The 15,134-nt window shown below is 66.6% G+C and carries 13 protein-coding genes and 1 tRNA gene; 5 read left to right on the forward strand and 9 right to left on the reverse strand.

Annotation, left to right across the window (positions count from 1 at the left end):
• Window positions 1-30: 30 nt before the first annotated feature.
• The 5 genes from VB716_RS14050 to VB716_RS14070 all read right to left on the reverse strand — a co-directional run bounded on the left by VB716_RS14050 (window position 31) and on the right by VB716_RS14070 (window position 6,182).
• Window positions 31-333, reverse strand: coding sequence for an acylphosphatase (locus VB716_RS14050; protein ID WP_231597765.1), 303 nt, complete (start codon window positions 331-333; stop codon window positions 31-33).
• A complete protein-coding gene (locus VB716_RS14055; RefSeq protein ID WP_323247206.1) occupies window positions 330-1,763 on the reverse strand; it encodes a cobyrinate a,c-diamide synthase in 1,434 nt (477 codons plus the stop codon). Before VB716_RS14055 ends, VB716_RS14050 begins: the two co-directional genes overlap by 4 nt.
• Before the next feature lie 32 nt (window positions 1,764-1,795).
• Entirely contained in the window at window positions 1,796-3,094 is a 1,299-nt protein-coding gene (locus tag VB716_RS14060; RefSeq protein WP_197153958.1) for a glucose-6-phosphate dehydrogenase assembly protein OpcA, read from the reverse strand.
• A gap of 54 nt (window positions 3,095-3,148) precedes the next feature.
• Window positions 3,149-4,672, reverse strand: a complete 1,524-nt coding sequence (gene zwf, locus VB716_RS14065; protein WP_197169707.1) for a glucose-6-phosphate dehydrogenase — start codon at window positions 4,670-4,672, stop codon at window positions 3,149-3,151.
• Window positions 4,673-5,009: 337 nt separating this feature from the next.
• Entirely contained in the window at window positions 5,010-6,182 is a 1,173-nt protein-coding gene (locus VB716_RS14070) for a phycobilisome linker polypeptide (protein WP_323247202.1), read from the reverse strand.
• Between the two features lie 244 nt (window positions 6,183-6,426).
• Between VB716_RS14070 and VB716_RS14075 the strand changes: the two genes are divergently transcribed.
• Window positions 6,427-6,900, forward strand: coding sequence for an SRPBCC family protein (locus VB716_RS14075; protein ID WP_197159149.1), 474 nt, complete (start codon window positions 6,427-6,429; stop codon window positions 6,898-6,900).
• A gap of 143 nt (window positions 6,901-7,043) precedes the next feature.
• On the opposite strand, the gene VB716_RS14080 is transcribed toward VB716_RS14075, so the two are convergent.
• Both VB716_RS14080 and VB716_RS14085 read right to left on the reverse strand, forming a co-directional pair.
• Window positions 7,044-7,116: transfer RNA gene (locus VB716_RS14080), tRNA-Glu, on the reverse strand.
• 113 nt (window positions 7,117-7,229) lie between these two features.
• Window positions 7,230-8,324, reverse strand: coding sequence for a histidine kinase (locus tag VB716_RS14085; RefSeq protein WP_231598277.1), 1,095 nt, complete (start codon window positions 8,322-8,324; stop codon window positions 7,230-7,232).
• A gap of 303 nt (window positions 8,325-8,627) precedes the next feature.
• On the opposite strand from VB716_RS14085, the gene VB716_RS14090 reads away from it, so the two are divergent.
• The 3 genes from VB716_RS14090 (at window position 8,628) to pepN (ending at window position 12,462) form a co-directional block, all read left to right on the forward strand.
• Window positions 8,628-9,164: a hypothetical protein gene (locus VB716_RS14090; protein WP_323270790.1), complete on the forward strand. Its 537-nt coding sequence runs from the start codon at window positions 8,628-8,630 to the stop codon at window positions 9,162-9,164.
• A gap of 126 nt (window positions 9,165-9,290) precedes the next feature.
• Window positions 9,291-9,671: a cAMP phosphodiesterase gene (locus VB716_RS14095; protein WP_323270792.1), complete on the forward strand. Its 381-nt coding sequence runs from the start codon at window positions 9,291-9,293 to the stop codon at window positions 9,669-9,671.
• A gap of 94 nt (window positions 9,672-9,765) precedes the next feature.
• A complete protein-coding gene (pepN, locus tag VB716_RS14100; RefSeq protein ID WP_323270794.1) occupies window positions 9,766-12,462 on the forward strand; it encodes an aminopeptidase N in 2,697 nt (898 codons plus the stop codon).
• Between the two features lie 60 nt (window positions 12,463-12,522).
• On the opposite strand, the gene VB716_RS14105 is transcribed toward pepN, so the two are convergent.
• Together VB716_RS14105 and VB716_RS14110 are read right to left on the reverse strand one after the other, a co-directional pair.
• Window positions 12,523-13,830 carry a glycoside hydrolase family 10 protein gene (locus VB716_RS14105; RefSeq protein ID WP_323270796.1) on the reverse strand — a complete coding sequence of 436 codons (1,308 nt, stop codon included), beginning with the start codon at window positions 13,828-13,830 and terminating at the stop codon, window positions 12,523-12,525.
• Window positions 13,796-14,803 (reverse strand): ribose-phosphate pyrophosphokinase, encoded by a 1,008-nt coding sequence (locus VB716_RS14110; protein ID WP_197153964.1) that lies wholly within the window; start codon window positions 14,801-14,803, stop codon window positions 13,796-13,798. Before VB716_RS14110 ends, VB716_RS14105 begins: the two co-directional genes overlap by 35 nt.
• 68 nt (window positions 14,804-14,871) lie before the next feature.
• Here VB716_RS14110 and VB716_RS14115 point away from each other — a divergent pair.
• The coding region (locus tag VB716_RS14115; RefSeq protein WP_323270798.1) for a hypothetical protein at window positions 14,872-15,134 on the forward strand (263 nt) is incomplete at its 3' end.

Raw genomic sequence — 15,134 nt, forward strand, 5'->3', positions numbered from 1 at the left:
AGCCTGTGGATGTCGCCTTGGTGGAGTCGATCAGGAGCGCACCTCAAACCAGTCTTCGCCGGTGACCGGGATCTGGCTGGTCACCACCCGGTTGACGCGGGCATGGAGCGGGCCCTTGTCACACCAGAGTCTGAAGTCGTTGAGCTGGCTGAGCTGGCCTTCCGCTTCAATCTCCACCGTGCCATCGGGTCGGTTCCGCACCCAGCCAGCCAGACCCAGGCCCACCGCAGCGCGGCGACAGGCCTCGCGGTAGCCGACCCCCTGCACCACACCCTGGGCAATCAGGCGCCAGCGCATCAGGGGTGAGGCCGTGGGCGGCTCCCGGCGGCTCACGAAACTGGACGAAGTGTCAGGGGCGCGGCGCGGACGGCTGCGGCGGCCAGGCGTCTCGGTATCTTCGGGCAACCAGCCCAGTGGAGATGCAGCCAGGAAGCGTGCATCGTGCCGCTCGTCCATCCCTCCGCCCTCCGCGGATTTCCCCAGCCTTCAAGCTGCCACAGCCGGTCGCAGCTGGCTACGTCGCGCGACATTTCGGGATCATCTGTGAGCTGCCAGCGATGGAATTCATGGCCCACCAGCCGCTCTCCGCGGCGCACCAGCAGCCCGTCCCGTTCCCCCACGGCCTCCCGATAGCCGAGGCTGAGGCTGCCGCGACGGGCCGAGAAGGGCAGCAGCCCCGCCATCCCATGGCGGCGACCCTGCTGGTCTTCCAGAGAGCGGCCCAGCAGCAGCAGTCCGCCGCACTCCGCCACAAGGGGCACACCGGCGGCCGCGGCCTGCCTCAAGGCGCCGAGGCTGCGGTGAGCCGCCGCCAGCGCCGGGGCGTGCAGCTCCGGATAGCCACCGGGCAGCACCACAGCGCGGCAGCCGGCTGGCAGGGGCTCATCCGCCAACGGGCTCCAGGCCCGAGCCTCCAGGCCGAGGGCCCCCAGCAGTTCGGTGGCTTCCGGATAGCGGAAATGGAAGGCGGCATCGCTGGCGATCGCCAGCGGCAGGGGGGCGCCCTTGAGAGCGTCCCCTGCAGAGTCAGTGGCCACCGGCGTGAGGCACCAGCGGATCGGATCCTGCTGCTGGGGCAGGGCAGCCGGCGGTGAAAGCAGCGGCCAGACCCGCTCCAGGTCGAGATGGTGCTCCGCCAGCGCGGCCCAGGCCGCTTCCCGCGCGTCCAGGTCGTTGACTTCCTGCGGTGGCAGCAATCCCAGATGACGGGAGGGAAGCTCCAGGGCGGGCGACACCGGCAGAATCCCCAGCAGGGGCACGGCGATGGCATCGAGGGCCTCCCGCAGCAGGGCACGATGCCGGTCGCTGGCGACGCGGTTCAGCACCACCCCGGCCAGCCGCACCGGCGGTGGCCCGTGATCCCGGAAGCCCCGCACCAGGGCTGCGATCGAACCAGCCTGCCGCGAGGCTTCCACCACCAGCACCACCGGCAGATCCAGCAGGTCGGCCACCTCGGCTGAACTGCCCGCACTGGTGGGGCCGCGGCCATCGAACAGGCCCATGACCCCTTCCACCAGGCAGAGGTCGGCCCGGCTGCCATGCCAGTGGAAACTGCGGCGCACCCACTCGGGGCCACACAGCAGGGTGTCGAGGTTGCGGCAGGGCTGGCCGCTGACACGAGTCAGCAACTGCGGGTCGAGGTAGTCAGGCCCCACCTTGAAGGGCTGAATCCGCAGGCCCCGCCGCCGGGCCAGTGCTGCCAGGGAGAGGCTGAGCAGGGTCTTGCCGCTGCCGCTGGAGGGGGCGGCGATCAGGCAGGCCATGGGGTTGGGATGTCCGGCCCCGGGCCGGTTGCTCAGTCGGGCAGCAGCTTGGCAGCCAGAGGGGCGGCAGCGGCCAGCAGGGGGTTGGTGCTGTCGTGACCGCCGGACAGCAGGCGGGCCACCTCCATCTCCTCGCTTTCCGAGGGCACCGGCACCACCTCCTCAGCCAGCTCCATGCTGGCCACACCGCCGGCCTCGAGCCGCATGCAGCCACCGGATTCCGAGCAGAGAATCACGCACAGAGGTGGTCGGCCGATCGGTTCGCAGATCAGGCGCAGACCCACCAGGCTGCCCGGGTGGGTCTTGGGCACGCCCACCGGTACGGGCATCTGGCGGAAGCGCACCGCCACCCCATCGGTGCGCACAAAGTCAGCGCCGATCCCCTCGCCGAGGTCATCGCCTCCCACCCGGTAGCTGCTTTCGAGGTGCCAGCCGAGTCGATCGGCGATCCAGGCGGCCAGCAGCAACCCCTTCACCGGATGGGTTCCTTCCACGTCGATGTCGAGCTGCACCACATGGTTGAGCGCATCCCGGCGACTGGGGGGATCGAACACCATCGCCAGCGATTCGCGCCAGCTGCGCAGCCGCAGCCAGTTGAGATCATTGAGTGCCTGGCCGGCCTCGATCCGCTCCTCCAACACATCGAGGCAGCGCCGCGGCCGCCCCATGGAGCTGTCCACGATCAGCCGCCGTGCCACCGGTGCCAGGGATTCGAGCATCTCGGGGGCTTCGTCGAGGTAGCCGTTCCACCACACCCAACAGGGCAGATCACTTCCCACCAGCGGGTTGACCAGATCCAGGCCCTGCTGCAGGGCGGCCATGCCACCGCGCAACACCACCACATCGCCGCAGGCCGGTCGGGTGCCGCCATCTTCAGGCAAGGGGCAGTAGGCCGCCACCAGGGTCTCCAGGGCTTCGGCCGGCTCCAGGGTGGGAGCCAGGGTGATCAGTCGACGGGGCATGTGGGCGCTGATCGCCCCATCCACATGGCGGCCGCGCAGATCGTTGGCCTTGCGATCGCCGGGCTGCTGGCCGAGGGACCAGGCCAGATCCGGCGCCAGCGGGGCCGTGCTGGGCGGCAGGCCGCAGTCGGGTACGGCGGCGACGGCCTCACGCACCAGGTCGTCACTGAGCAGGCCGGTGATCGGGCCATCGAGGCGGCCGGTGCGGATCAGGTGCTGCTCCAGCCAGGCCGGATCCCAGACCAGCAGGGTGAAGGTGGCGGCGCCGCTGGAGCCCTCGAGGTTGTGGGTCCAGAGGCGTTCCAGGTAAGGAGTCACCTCGGAGGGAGGTAGTTCCAGGGGCGCCTGAAGGGTGAGCTGGGTGGACATGGTGAACAGACGGAGGGCGCGGGATCTGAAGCGTTGGGGGTTGGTCTGGAGACTTCAGGGACGGCGCCAGGCCAGCTCGTCGTCGGCCAGCAGGCTGTCGGCTGCGGCGGGTCCCCAGGTGCGGGCTTCGTAGGGATGCACCGGCAACTGCCAGGGGGCTTCTTCGATCAGCTCCAGCAGGGGTGTGTAGAGGCGCCAGGCGGCCTCCACCTCGTCGCTGCGGGTGAACAGGGTGGCGTCGCCCAGCATGGCGTCGGCCAGCAGGCGCACATAGCCCTCGTCGGAGGGTTCTCCGAATGACTCGTCGTAAGAGAAGCCCATATCCACCGGACGGCTGCGCATGCCTGAGCCCGGTGCCTTCACCTCGAAGCGGAACTCGGCCCCCTCATCGGGCTGAATGCGCAGGATCAGCTGGTTGGGGGTGGGGGCACCCCCAGCCGCATCGAAGAGGTGAACCGGTGCCTGGCGGAAGGTGAGCACCACTTCCGAGAGGCGTTTGGGCAGTCGTTTGCCGGTGCGGAGGTAAAAAGGGACCCCCTGCCAGCGCCAGTTGTTGATGAACAGCTTCATGGCCACATAGGTCTCGGTGGTGCTGTTCGGATTCACTCCCGGTTCCTGGCGATAGCCGCTCAGGGGCCTGGTGGCGCTGCCACCAGCGGCGTACTGGCCGCGGACGCAACACTTCCAGGGTTCTGCCTCATTGGCCAGCTGGGCGGCCTGAAGCACCTTGGCCTTCTCGTTGCGCATCGCCTCGGGATCGAAGCGACCCGGCGGCTCCATGGTGGTGAGCGCCAGCATCTGGGTGAGGTGGTTCTGCACCATGTCCCGCAGGGCACCCGAGGTTTCGTAGTAACCGGCCCGTTCTTCCACGCCCACGGTTTCGGCGGCGGTGATCTGGACGTTGTCGATGTAGTTGCGGTTCCAGATCGGCTCGAAGATCGTGTTGGCGAAGCGCAGAACAAGGATGTTCTGGACCGTTTCCTTACCGAGGTAGTGGTCGATCCGGAAGACCTGGCGCTCCTTGGCACAGGCCTGCACGATGCGGTTGAGCTCCTGGGCGCTGCCGTAATCACGGCCGAAGGGCTTCTCGATCACCACCCGGCTGCGCTGCGGATCCTCGAGCAGGCCAGCCGCCGCCAGGGCACGGCAGCCACTGCCGTAGTGGGCAGGCGAGACCGAGAGGTAGAAGGTGCGGTTGCCACGGGTGGCCCGTTGCCGATCGATCTGATCGAGACGCTGGCCAAGGCGCACCACGTCGGCGGGCTGCTCCAGATCCACAGGCTCGTAGAACAGGCCGGAGGCGAACTGGGCCCAGGCCTGCTGGTGCTGTTCCACTTCCTCGGCCAGGGCCTCCGCCATGCGGCTGCGGAATTCCTCGTCGCTCCAGGGACGGCGGGCACAACCCAGCACAGCAAATTCGCTGGGCAGGCGGCGCTGGCGGAACAGCTCGAACAGAGCCGGGATCAGCTTGCGGTGGGTGAGATCCCCGCTCGCCCCGAAGATCACCAGACATTGCGGCGGGATCACCCGCTCCTGACGGAGCCCGACCCGGAGCGGATTGGTGAGGGTGACGGTCATCGCGTGGGATCCAGGCGCCTGTTCCCTCCTGTTTAACGAGGGCGGGGCTCCATCGCTGGAGCGCATCGGTTTTCGGCGGCTTCTGTCGGGAATCCCTGATCATGGCCGCGCCTGTCGCTTCACAATCCGCGCAGGTTCCGGCCGCTCAGGCATGACCCGTGCTCACAACACGCATGGGCCGCAAACAACAACCACAAAGAATGGCCTCAAACAGAGATAAAATGCTGGCCATAAAAAAGTCCGCCAAAGGCGGACTTGTCTGTTCTGAAGGCCTGATTGATTTGGGTCAAACGATTGTTGACGTTCGAAGCAGATCTGCGGATCAATCCGGTCTCGTTCAGTAGGTCTCGACGTGCCAGCGCTCGGCCTTCTTGAGCTGGGGACGCAGCTCAGACCAGTTGATTCCCTTGGCCGAGGCAGCGGCGGTCATGGCCTCGTCGATGCCGGGTTCCATGCCGCGCAGACCGCACATGTAGACGTGCGTCTTGGGATGTTCGATCATGGTGAAGATCTCATCGGCATGCTCGAGCACCCGATCCTGGATGTACATCCGGCCGCCCTTGGCATTCTGCTGCTCACGGCTGATCGCCTTGGTGTAGCGGAAGTTGTCGGGATACTGGCTCAGATAGTGCTCGAAGTCGGCGTCATACAGCAGGTTGGGGGTCTTGGGGACTCCCATGAACAACCAGGCCTTGCCCCGGAAGTTCCAGCCGTTCTTCTCGCGCTCGGTCGGTTCGAACATGCGACGCAGATAGGCCCGCATCGGAGCGATGCCGGTTCCGGTGGCCAACATGATCACGTTCGCCTCTTCATCCTCGGGAAGAAGCATCTCCTTACCCACCGGGCCGGTGATCTTCACCTTGGCGCCCGGTTCGATATCGCAGAGGAAGGTGGAGCAGACGCCGTTGATGGTCTCACCGTCCTTTTCGTACTGCAGCTGACGCACGCACAGCGACACGGTGTGGCCCGCCATGTTGTCGCCATGGCGGGTGCTAGCGATCGAATAGAGGCGCAGCTTGTGGGGCTTGCCGTTGGCGTCGCTGCCGTCGGGAATGATGCCGATGCTCTGGCCTTCCACGTAGTGGAGCTGGGGATCACCGCCGGCCAGATCAAACGTGATGTGGTTCACCCGGCCGATGGCGCCTTCCGCCAGGAGGCTGTAGTTCTCGGTGACAGTGCCGACGAAAGGGGATTTCGGCTTGTAGAGGTTGACCGGCACGGCGGCGTGGCTCGGAGCTGCTTTCACGGATTTGGGTGCTGGGGATGGGGCCTCGGGGGCAGGAGCGGCAGCCGGAGCCGGCTCAGCCTGGGTGGCTCCCTGGTCGGCGGGAACAACGGCCGTGATGCGTCCACCCTGCTGGGCGATGGTCTGGACCAGGGCCTGCATCCGGTTGTAGGGGACGGTGAAACGACGCTCCCCCTGGCGCTGCCGGCCCACCCCAAAGCCTTGGACCACAACGGTGAACATCCGCCCATCGGACTGAGTGGCAGCGCTGGTGGAGACACGCATTCGAGCTCAGTCCTCTCAAAAATCGGTTTGATCATAGAGAATCTGTGCCTGCCACTCCCAATCGCGGTTAGGGTTGCAGCTTCCAGGCCGATCCCACTCCAGAGTGCTCGGCTGGCGCCAACCCTCCCCACGAACCGTTCTGGTGCAGCCCTTGGCCACCGTTTCCGTTCCCGTCTCCCTCTCCCGCGCCCTGCAACTCCCCTCCAGCGAACCCAGTTGCAGACTCGACACCATCCAGCAGGAGATGGAGCGTCTTCCCCAAGGGACCAGGCGGCTCGCGGTCCAGTTGCGTCTTGATCTGGATCCTGGCTGGCTCTGGACCGTTCTCACCGATTACGAAGGGCTCTGCCGCTTCATCCCCAACCTGGCAGTCTCGCGGCTGCTCTGGCGCCGAGGCTGCACTGTGGGTCTGGAGCAGATCGGGACCCAGCAGTTCTGCGGTCTGCGTTTCAGCGCGGCGGTGGAGCTGGAGCTTCAGGAGCGTCAGCCTGAGGGGCGTCTGGATTTTCGAATGGTGCGTGGCGATTTCCGTCGCTTCGAGGGGGCATGGATCGTGGACCGGGATTCCTCCGGCACCTCCCTGCTGTACGAATTGCTGGTGCAAGGCAAACCCGGCATGCCGATCGGCCTGATCGAGCAGCGTCTGCGCGACGATCTCGCCGCCAATCTGCGTGGAGTCCAGCAGGAGGCCCTCAGGCGAGCAGCCCTGCAGGCCTGAGTCAACGGTTCTGCCCCTGAATCCGCGCCACTGCAGAAAGCCCGCAACGTGGCAAACCAAATCTGGCTCAGAAGGAAGATGCCAGATTGGACTGCAGAACGTCTGAGCACAAAAAAAGCGGCTTTCATGCCGCTGATCTTGCATACCCCCAAGGGGATTCGAACCCCTGTCGCCTCCGTGAAAGGGAGGTGTCCTAGGCCTCTAGACGATGGGGGCATGGACTCGGTGGGAACGGTTAGATGCCGCCTCGCCGATGGAGAGAACCTACGGTTCGGACGGACCCTTCGTCAAGCTGAAACGCCGGGCCGCAATCCCTTTGCCGAGGGTGTCTAGCTGGAAGGGTTAGGCGAACGCACCTGGCCATTCCAGACAGGAACGGTGACATGGAAACAGGCTCCACGCTCGGGCTCCGAGACCACCCAGATGCGGCCACCATGCACTTCAGCGATGCGGCGGCACACCGCCAGCCCAACCCCATAGCCGGATGTGCTGCCGGAGGTCTGGGGTAGGCGCACCCTGTCCTGGAAGATCCGTTCCTGCTCGTCGTCGGGGATGCCAGGGCCGCTGTCGCAGACGATCACCTCCACCCACTGGCTGGTGCGGTGCCAGAGGCGAAAACTGACGCGGCCTCCACCGGGTGTGTACTTGAAGGCGTTCTCCAGCAGGTTGAGGAACACCTGGCGCATGCGGCGTGGATCGGCAAACACATCCGGCAAGTCACCGGGGATGTCGGTGACCAGTTCCACTTCCCGGCCCACCCAGAGCTTCTCGAGTTCAAGGATGGCCTCCGCTGCCACATGACCCAGGGCGAGGCGCTGGGGATTGAACAGGGCTTCCCAGCGGGTGGTGCCCACCTCGAGCAATTCCTTGGAGAGAGACTCCATGTCGTCGAAACGTCGACGCAAGACGTCCCGAAAGCGGATCTCATCGATCTGGCCGAGGCAGTGGCTCTGCAGCGCCAGTTTGGCCACCGTGAGCGGGGTTCGCAGCTCGTGGGCCACCATCCGCAGCAGCTTTTCCTGGCCTTCCAGGCGTTCAATCAGGGTCTCGTTCTCCTGCCTCATCACCAGGAGCTGATCTTCCAGAAGCTGCTCGCGCGGTGTACGGCCACTGTCGACCAGGGGGGTCTCAAGCCCGACGGCCAGGGTGGCCGCGACCTCAGCCTGTTGCCAGCGCGGCACCCAGTTGCGCAGCTGCTGGGTGAGGGTGTTGCCAGCAAACACCTGCTTCGGCGCAGGCTCAAGTTTCACCAGGGCGGGTGTGGCCACCAGACGGTGCAGCTCCAGCAGCTCCGGATGCAGCACCGGATCCACGACCTCCAATCGCAGGTCCGCGGTGCAGTCCTCGCTTTTGAGATAGCGCATCAGGCTGCGCAGATCGGGTCCGGCCAGGTGCTGACGCGTGGCCACCAGCAGGAGTCTCAGCCCCCTGACAGGCGCTTCGGGGCCGTGGTCTTCCGCAGCGGAGGGTGGCCACTGGTGGGGTGGCGAACCGGCATGGTCAACAGTGTCGCGCAAGCGTTCGCCGCTTACGGGGGCATTCAGCACAGGTTCCGCCGCCACAGCCGCGCCTCCCAGGCAGCAGAGTCCACCCTATGCCGGGTGGCCAATCTGGCAGAACCCGTCTAGACCGTGGCGAGGGGAGGGCAGGCCCGATCCAGACCTCCAAACCGAGCTCCATTCATGCATCCTCTGATCGGCAGAAGGATTCCCGTCTCGGAGGGGGGCATGCCCGCACCGATTCACCGCAGCCGCATCCAGCTCGACAGCAGCCTGCGGCGCTGGTTCCACCGCAACCTGGGGCTGTGGCGGTCGCGGCGCACGCTCTACTTTCCCGACGACGAGATCCTGCAGCTCGATATCCAGCTGCGCATCGAGGAGATCAGCCCCTCGATCGAGGGCGAGACCGCCTACCGCTTCACCTGGTGGTCGGAGCACGCCGAGGGCCTGATCGAGCGCAAGCCTGGCTACCAGCGTGCGGGCTCAATCACCGCCCACCTCTGTGGGCACCAGTTGCAAGGGTCCTGCGGCTACCCGTTCAGGTCTCCCACTGAATCCCAGCTCCGCCAGGTGGACGAGCATGAACTCATCCTGAAATCCATCGACGAGGGCTGGCAGATCCTCGATCACATCCGCCTGGTGGATCAGGATCGTTTCCGGGCCCGCTCGATCTATGCCTGGTTGGACGGCAGCCTCCACCTGGTGGAGACCCATCACGATTCCCGTCTGCCAAGCGACACGGTTGCGGCTGTCCCGTCCGACTGACGGCCCAGGAACGATGCAGCAGCATGGGGGCTCACCATGGCCAGAGTCTTGACCTCCCTGCTAAGCCGTCGTTTTTCCCTGCTGGTTACTCCTCTTCTGGCCGCCCCTCTTCTGACACTCCCCCTAGTGCTGGATCCTTTGGCCGCCCTGGCGGCTCCTGCCACCGAGGAGGAGATGTCGCTCTACACCCGCATCGCGGCGGTGAATGTCTGCATCTCCCGCTCAGCCGGGGTGGAATTCGACAAGGCCGTGAGCATCGCTGGTGAGACCATCGCCCAGCTGATCCAGGGCCAGCACGATGGCGCCATCCAGCAGGTCGGCAGCAAGCCCCTCTCGATCGAGGAGCTGCGGCGCGGTTCGATCAATTCGGCCGTGCTTGGGGCTTCCGAGGTGTGCCCCAAGGATGTGCCACCCGAGGTGATGAAAAAGGTGCAGGAGGCTCTCAAGCAGAGCGAGGCAGCTCCAGCGCCTCGGGGCGCGGCCGCCCCGGGGCCCACGGCCCCATAGGTCGAGTTGTCTCAACCGTCGCAAGGCTCAGCCCCGCGCGGTTTCTGTTCTTTCGCTGGCCATCCAGGCCGATTCCCCCCGCTCTGCCAACTCCATGGCCGTTGTGCGCCTCGCGGACTACCGTCCCGCGCCCTTCCTTCTGGATCGCGTCGACCTGACGGTGCGGCTGTTCCCTGACCACACGGAGGTGGAGGCAGCGCTGGCGTTCCGGCCCAATCCGGCGGCCATGCCGACGGAAGACGGCCATCCCGAGTCCCTGCTGCTGCAGGGGCTCGATCTTGAGCTGCTCGATCTCAGCCTCGATGGCGAGCCCGTCGCCGCGGCGGCGATCCAGCACATGCAAGGGCAGTTGCGGATCCTGGAGCCACCAGCGCGGCCGTTCCTGTTGCACAGCCGCGTTCGCCTGCACCCCGAGACCAACACAACCCTGGAAGGCCTGTACGTGAGTGGCGGGCTCTACACCACCCAGTGCGAAGCCGAGGGGTTCCGGCGCATCACCTTCCACCCCGACCGCCCGGATCTGCTCAGCCGCTTCCGGGTGCGGATCGAAGCAAATCGCTCCGCCTGCCCGGTGCTGCTCTCCAATGGCAACTGTGTCGAAACCGGAAGTCTCGAGGCCGAAGCGGGCAGCGAAGCCGAACGCCACTACGCCATCTGGGACGATCCCTTCCCCAAACCCTCCTATCTGTTCGCCCTGGTGGCCGGACGCCTTGAGGAGGTGCGCGATCAGTTCACCACAGCCTCGGGTCGTTCCGTGCTGCTGCGGATCCACGTGGAACCGGGCGACAGCCCCTACACCGGCCATGCCATGGCTTCGCTCAAACGGGCGATGGCCTGGGATGAACAGGTGTACGGCCTGGAGTACGACCTCGATGAGTTCAACATCGTCGCGGTGCGCCACTTCAACATGGGCGCGATGGAAAACAAGAGCCTCAATATCTTCAATTCCAAACTGGTGCTGGCCGATGCCGAAATCGCCACCGATGCGGAGCTGGAGCGGATTGAACGTGTGATCGCACACGAATACTTTCATAATTGGACCGGCAATCGCATCACCTGTCGCGACTGGTTCCAGCTCTCGCTCAAGGAGGGGCTGACCGTCTTTCGCGATCAGTGCTTCAGCGCGGACCTGCATGGAGCGGCCCTGAAGCGAATCGAGAATGTCTCGCTGCTGCGCAATACCCAGTTCCGCGAAGATGCCGGCCCCACGGCCCATCCGGTGCAGCCGGATCACTACCAGGCGATCGATAACTTCTACACCACCACGATCTACGAAAAGGGATCGGAACTGATTCGCGCTCTGCACACGCTGCTTGGTGCCGAGACCTTCCAGCGCGGCATGGCCCTCTATGTGGAGCGCCATGACGGCACCGCGGCCACCTGCCAGGACTTCGTGCAGGCGATGGAAGACGCAGCGGCCGGCTCTGCCAGCTTCGATTTCGCCCAGTTCCGGCGTTGGTACCACCAGGCCGGCACGCCGGTGCTGCAGGTGAACCGCCGCTGGGATGGTGCGGCGGGGGTGCTGGAGCTCACCCTGCGGCAGCACACCCCGCCCACGCCGGGCCAGCCCGACAAGCAGCCCCTGGTGATTCCGCTGGTGCTGGGCCTGGTGGATCGAGCGGGCCAGCCCCTGCCCCTGCGCCTGGCTGGGGAGTCGCCCTCGCAGGCGGCCGCCGCCGAGCTTCAGGGCGCCTGGGGCAAGGAGAGCCGCCTGCTGGTGATCGATCAGGCGGAACAGCAGCTGCGCTTCGAGGGCTTGCCGCCGGAGGGCCATCCGCCGGCCCTGTCGTTGCTGCGGGGTTTCTCGGCTCCGGTTCGGCTGGAGATCGGCCGTTCCACCGCCGAGCTGGTGCATCTGCTGGCCAGCGACAGCGACCCTTTCGCTCGCTGGGATGCGAGCCAGGTGTTGCTGCGCAAGGCCCTGGTCGCCCGAGCCAGCGGGCAGCCCCATGACCAGCTGGAGGAGGAACTGATCGATGCCTTCGGCCGCATCCTCAGCGATCCCTCCCTCGCGGAGGCGAGCCGCAGCATCCTGTTGGTCGCTCCTGGGATGGCGGAGCTGGAGGAGGCCATGGTGGAACCTGATCCTCCGGCCCTGGTCGCTGCCGGGCTGGCCCTCCAGCGCCGCTTCGGTGAGGCCCATGCCGAGCTGCTGGCCCACACCCTGGAACGCTGCCGGGCCTATTGGGGGATGGAATGGCCGCACGGCAGCGGCGCCCGCATGCTCACCGGCCGGATCTGGACCTGGCGGATCGCCGCCGGCGACGGGGCGATGGCAGCGATGGCCCGGGATGCGGTGCACGGGCCATCGATGACCCTGTCCCGTTGCGGACTGCAGGCGCTGCAGGCCCATGCCATCCCGGAGCGGCAGGAGGCGATGGCGGCCTTCTTTGAGCGCTGGCAGGACCGGCCCGTGATCCTCGATGCCTGGTTCGCCCTGGAGGCCGGAGCGCCCTTCGCCGATGGCCTGGAACGGGTGGCGCGTCTGCTGGAGCACCCGCGCTTCGATCCCATGGCCCCCAATTCCGTCCGGGCGGTGCTGGGCGGCCTGGCAGGCAACGCGGTGGTCTTTCATGCCGCCGATGGCCGTGGCTACCGCTTCCTGGCGGAGCAGATCGCCGCCCTCGACGGCCGCAACCCGATCACGGCCTCACGCCTGGCGAAGGTGTTCAGCCGCTGGCGGAGTTATGGCCCCGAGCGGCGCGAGCGAATGGCCGAGGCCCTGAACCTGCTGGCGGCCGCACCGTTGTCCTCCAACACCCGCGAGGTGGTGGAGCAGTGCCTGGGCTGAGGGCGCTTCAGCGGTCACAGCACGATGGCCGAGGCGAGCCGCGGCTCAGCGAAACAGCCTTCAGCGAAAGATCTGCCCATGCAGTCGGCGGAAAGCGGCCTTCCTCTGGGCGCCCCCCTCCGGTCCGGCGTGCTGGCCCCAGAGCCCTTCCCAGTAGAAGTAAATGACGCCGTGGCCCCGCTGGGCCGCCAGGCGCGCCTTCTCCTCCAGCTGGCTCATCGGCGGTGTGCGGCCCCCGAAGCCGGCCAGGATGCCGATCTCCACCGGCATGCCCCACTGCCGCGCCTTCACCAGGGCCGGCTGATTGAGATCCTTGGCGAAACCGGCCACGGAATAGGCGTAGTTCTGCACCACCAGGTCGTCGATCAGTTCCCCCAGCGCCCACAGCTCCCAGTCCTGCAGCCAGTGGTTGTAGGCGAAACGGAACGGGCCGGGCGAGAGGCTCACCACCGTGCGCCGATCCCGATCCAGCTTGCCGAGGGAGCTGCGCAGATCTCGCAGCAGACCGGTGAGTTGCTGCCGCCGCCAGCGCATCCAGTCCCGGTCGGTGGCGTTGTCGGGCGGTTCGCGGCCGGTCTCAGCCCGGTAGAGCGCCCGGGTGTAGGGGTCGTAGCCCAGATCCACGGGCCAGGCGAAGTGGTCGTCGAGCTGGATGCCGTCCACTCCGCAGCGCTGCACGATCTCGCTGACCAGACCGATGAAGCGGCTGCGCACCCCCGGATGGGCCGGATTGAGCCACACCCGCAGGTCCTTCAGCGGCGATGTGCGCAGATCGGCGCCATGCATCGCATAGAGGCTGCTGCCATCGCGCCGCTGGAGCAGCCACTCAGGATGGCGGCGTACCACCTCCGCATCGGCCGGCTCCATCAGGCCGTATTCAAACCAGGGAATCACCTGCAGGCCGCGGCGCTGGGCGGCTTGGGTGAGCCGGCAGATCGGATCGAGGTCGGCACCGGCCCGCAGCAGGGCCGGCTCCATGGGCGCCCAGCGGCTGCGGTGGAAGGTGGTGCCTCGGCTCCAGACGTTGGGGTAGAGGGTGTTGAAGCCGGCATCGGCGAGCTCCTGAACCGCCCGCTCGATCCTGCCGGCGTCGTAGTACAGCGGGCTCGGACTGTTCGTAAGCCACACCCCGACACGCCGGCCACCACTGGACTGCAGCAGATCCTGCAGGCGCGGGCGGGGTTGGGACTGCGGCGCGGAGCGATTGGGGGCCGGAGCTCGCCGATCGCGCTCCACCGCACCGGTTGGGACGGCCGCAGGGCCGCTGACGAAGGCTGCTGCCAGCGCCAGGGCGCCGCCCAGTCTCAGCAGCCTGTAGAGGGGATGCTGAGACTCAGCGGAACATCGAGCTGACGGAGCTCTCTTCATGAATACGCCAGATCGCTTCTCCAAGCATGTTGGCCACCGAGAGAACCTGGAGCTGCGGGAACGAGCGCTCCGGGACCAACGGGATGCTGTTGGTCACCACCACTTCTTCGAACAGGCCAGGGGTGGAGAGGCGCTCCACCGCCGGCGGCGAGAACACGGCATGGGTGGCGCAGGCGAGCACCCGGGCAGCACCCCGTTCCCGCAGCAGCTTGGCGCCCTGGTAGATGGTGCCGCCGGTGTCGATCATGTCGTCGATCAACACGGCGGTTTTGTCGGCCACATCCCCGATCACGGTGAGGCTCTCGGCCACGTTGTGACCACTGCGCCGTTTGTCGATGATCGCCAGGGGGGCATCGTTCATCTGCTTGGCGAAGGCGCGGGCCCGGGCCACCCCACCCACATCCGGCGACACCACGACCACCTCCCCGAGGTTGCGGGTGCGGAGATAGTCGACCAGCACCGGTGAGCCGTAGATGTGATCGCAGGGGATATCGAAATACCCCTGGATCTGGGAGGAATGCAGGTCCATCGCCAGCACCCGATCCACACCGGACTTGACCAGCAGATTGGCCACCAGTTTGGCCGTGATCGATTCGCGGCCGGCGGTCTTGCGGTCGGCGCGGGCGTAGCCGTAATAAGGGATCACCGCGGTGATCTGCCGGGCCGAGGCGCGGCGGCAGGCATCCACCATGATCAGCAGCTCCATCAGGTGATCATTCACCGGAGCGCAGGTGGGCTGGATCAGGAAGACATCGCAGCCGCGGATCGACTCCTGAATCTGGATGTACAGCTCGCCGTCGGCGAAGCGCTTGATCACGCACGGGCCATCCGGAACCCCCAGGTAGGCGGCGATCTCGCGGGCCAGATGGGGGTTGGAGGAGCCGCTGAACAGCCGCAGCCGCCGCGTGTCCTGGGCTGACTGGGTGGGACTGGACTGCTGCTCCACCCGATCAGCGGTCAAGAAACTGGTCACGGCGGACGCAAGCGCGACGGCGGAGTTTCGATGGTAGAAGCGACCCGTCCCAGCCAGTGCGAACAAGCGTGAAGTTTTCCGGCCTGGCCACGCCCCTGAGAGTGGTGCTGGCCTCAAGCGGCCGAGCCGACCAGGTGGCGGCCCTCCTGAGCGACCAGGCTCCACGGCTGGCGGCGGCCCTGGGCCTGCCGCTGCACACCCTGACGCCGGCCGCTTGCCCCCACCAGGCCCTGCATCAGCTGGAGGCCATCGTCGGCCCCTGGCTGGCCGCGCTCCCCTGCGATCCGGGCCTGCTGCTGGAGGATCCGGCCAGCGCTGCAACGCATCACTG

The organism is Synechococcus sp. CCY9201 (assembly GCF_034931105.1).
In the GTDB taxonomy this organism is placed as follows: Bacteria; Cyanobacteriota; Cyanobacteriia; order PCC-6307; family Cyanobiaceae; genus CBW1002.

Excerpts from the sequence above, each read along its gene's own strand:
- zwf (WP_197169707.1), bottom strand. The coding sequence starts at position 4,672 with ATGACCGTCACCCTCACCAATCCGCTCCGGGTCGGGCTCCGTCAGGAG.
- VB716_RS14105 (WP_323270796.1), bottom strand. The coding sequence starts at position 13,830 with ATGAAGAGAGCTCCGTCAGCTCGATGTTCCGCTGAGTCTCAGCATCCC.
- VB716_RS14055 (WP_323247206.1), bottom strand. The coding sequence starts at position 1,763 with ATGGCCTGCCTGATCGCCGCCCCCTCCAGCGGCAGCGGCAAGACCCTG.
- VB716_RS14060 (WP_197153958.1), bottom strand. The coding sequence starts at position 3,094 with ATGTCCACCCAGCTCACCCTTCAGGCGCCCCTGGAACTACCTCCCTCC.
- pepN (WP_323270794.1), top strand. The coding sequence starts at position 9,766 with ATGGCCGTTGTGCGCCTCGCGGACTACCGTCCCGCGCCCTTCCTTCTG.
- VB716_RS14075 (WP_197159149.1), top strand. The coding sequence starts at position 6,427 with ATGGAGCGTCTTCCCCAAGGGACCAGGCGGCTCGCGGTCCAGTTGCGT.
- VB716_RS14070 (WP_323247202.1), bottom strand. The coding sequence starts at position 6,182 with ATGCGTGTCTCCACCAGCGCTGCCACTCAGTCCGATGGGCGGATGTTC.
- VB716_RS14090 (WP_323270790.1), top strand. The coding sequence starts at position 8,628 with ATGCCCGCACCGATTCACCGCAGCCGCATCCAGCTCGACAGCAGCCTG.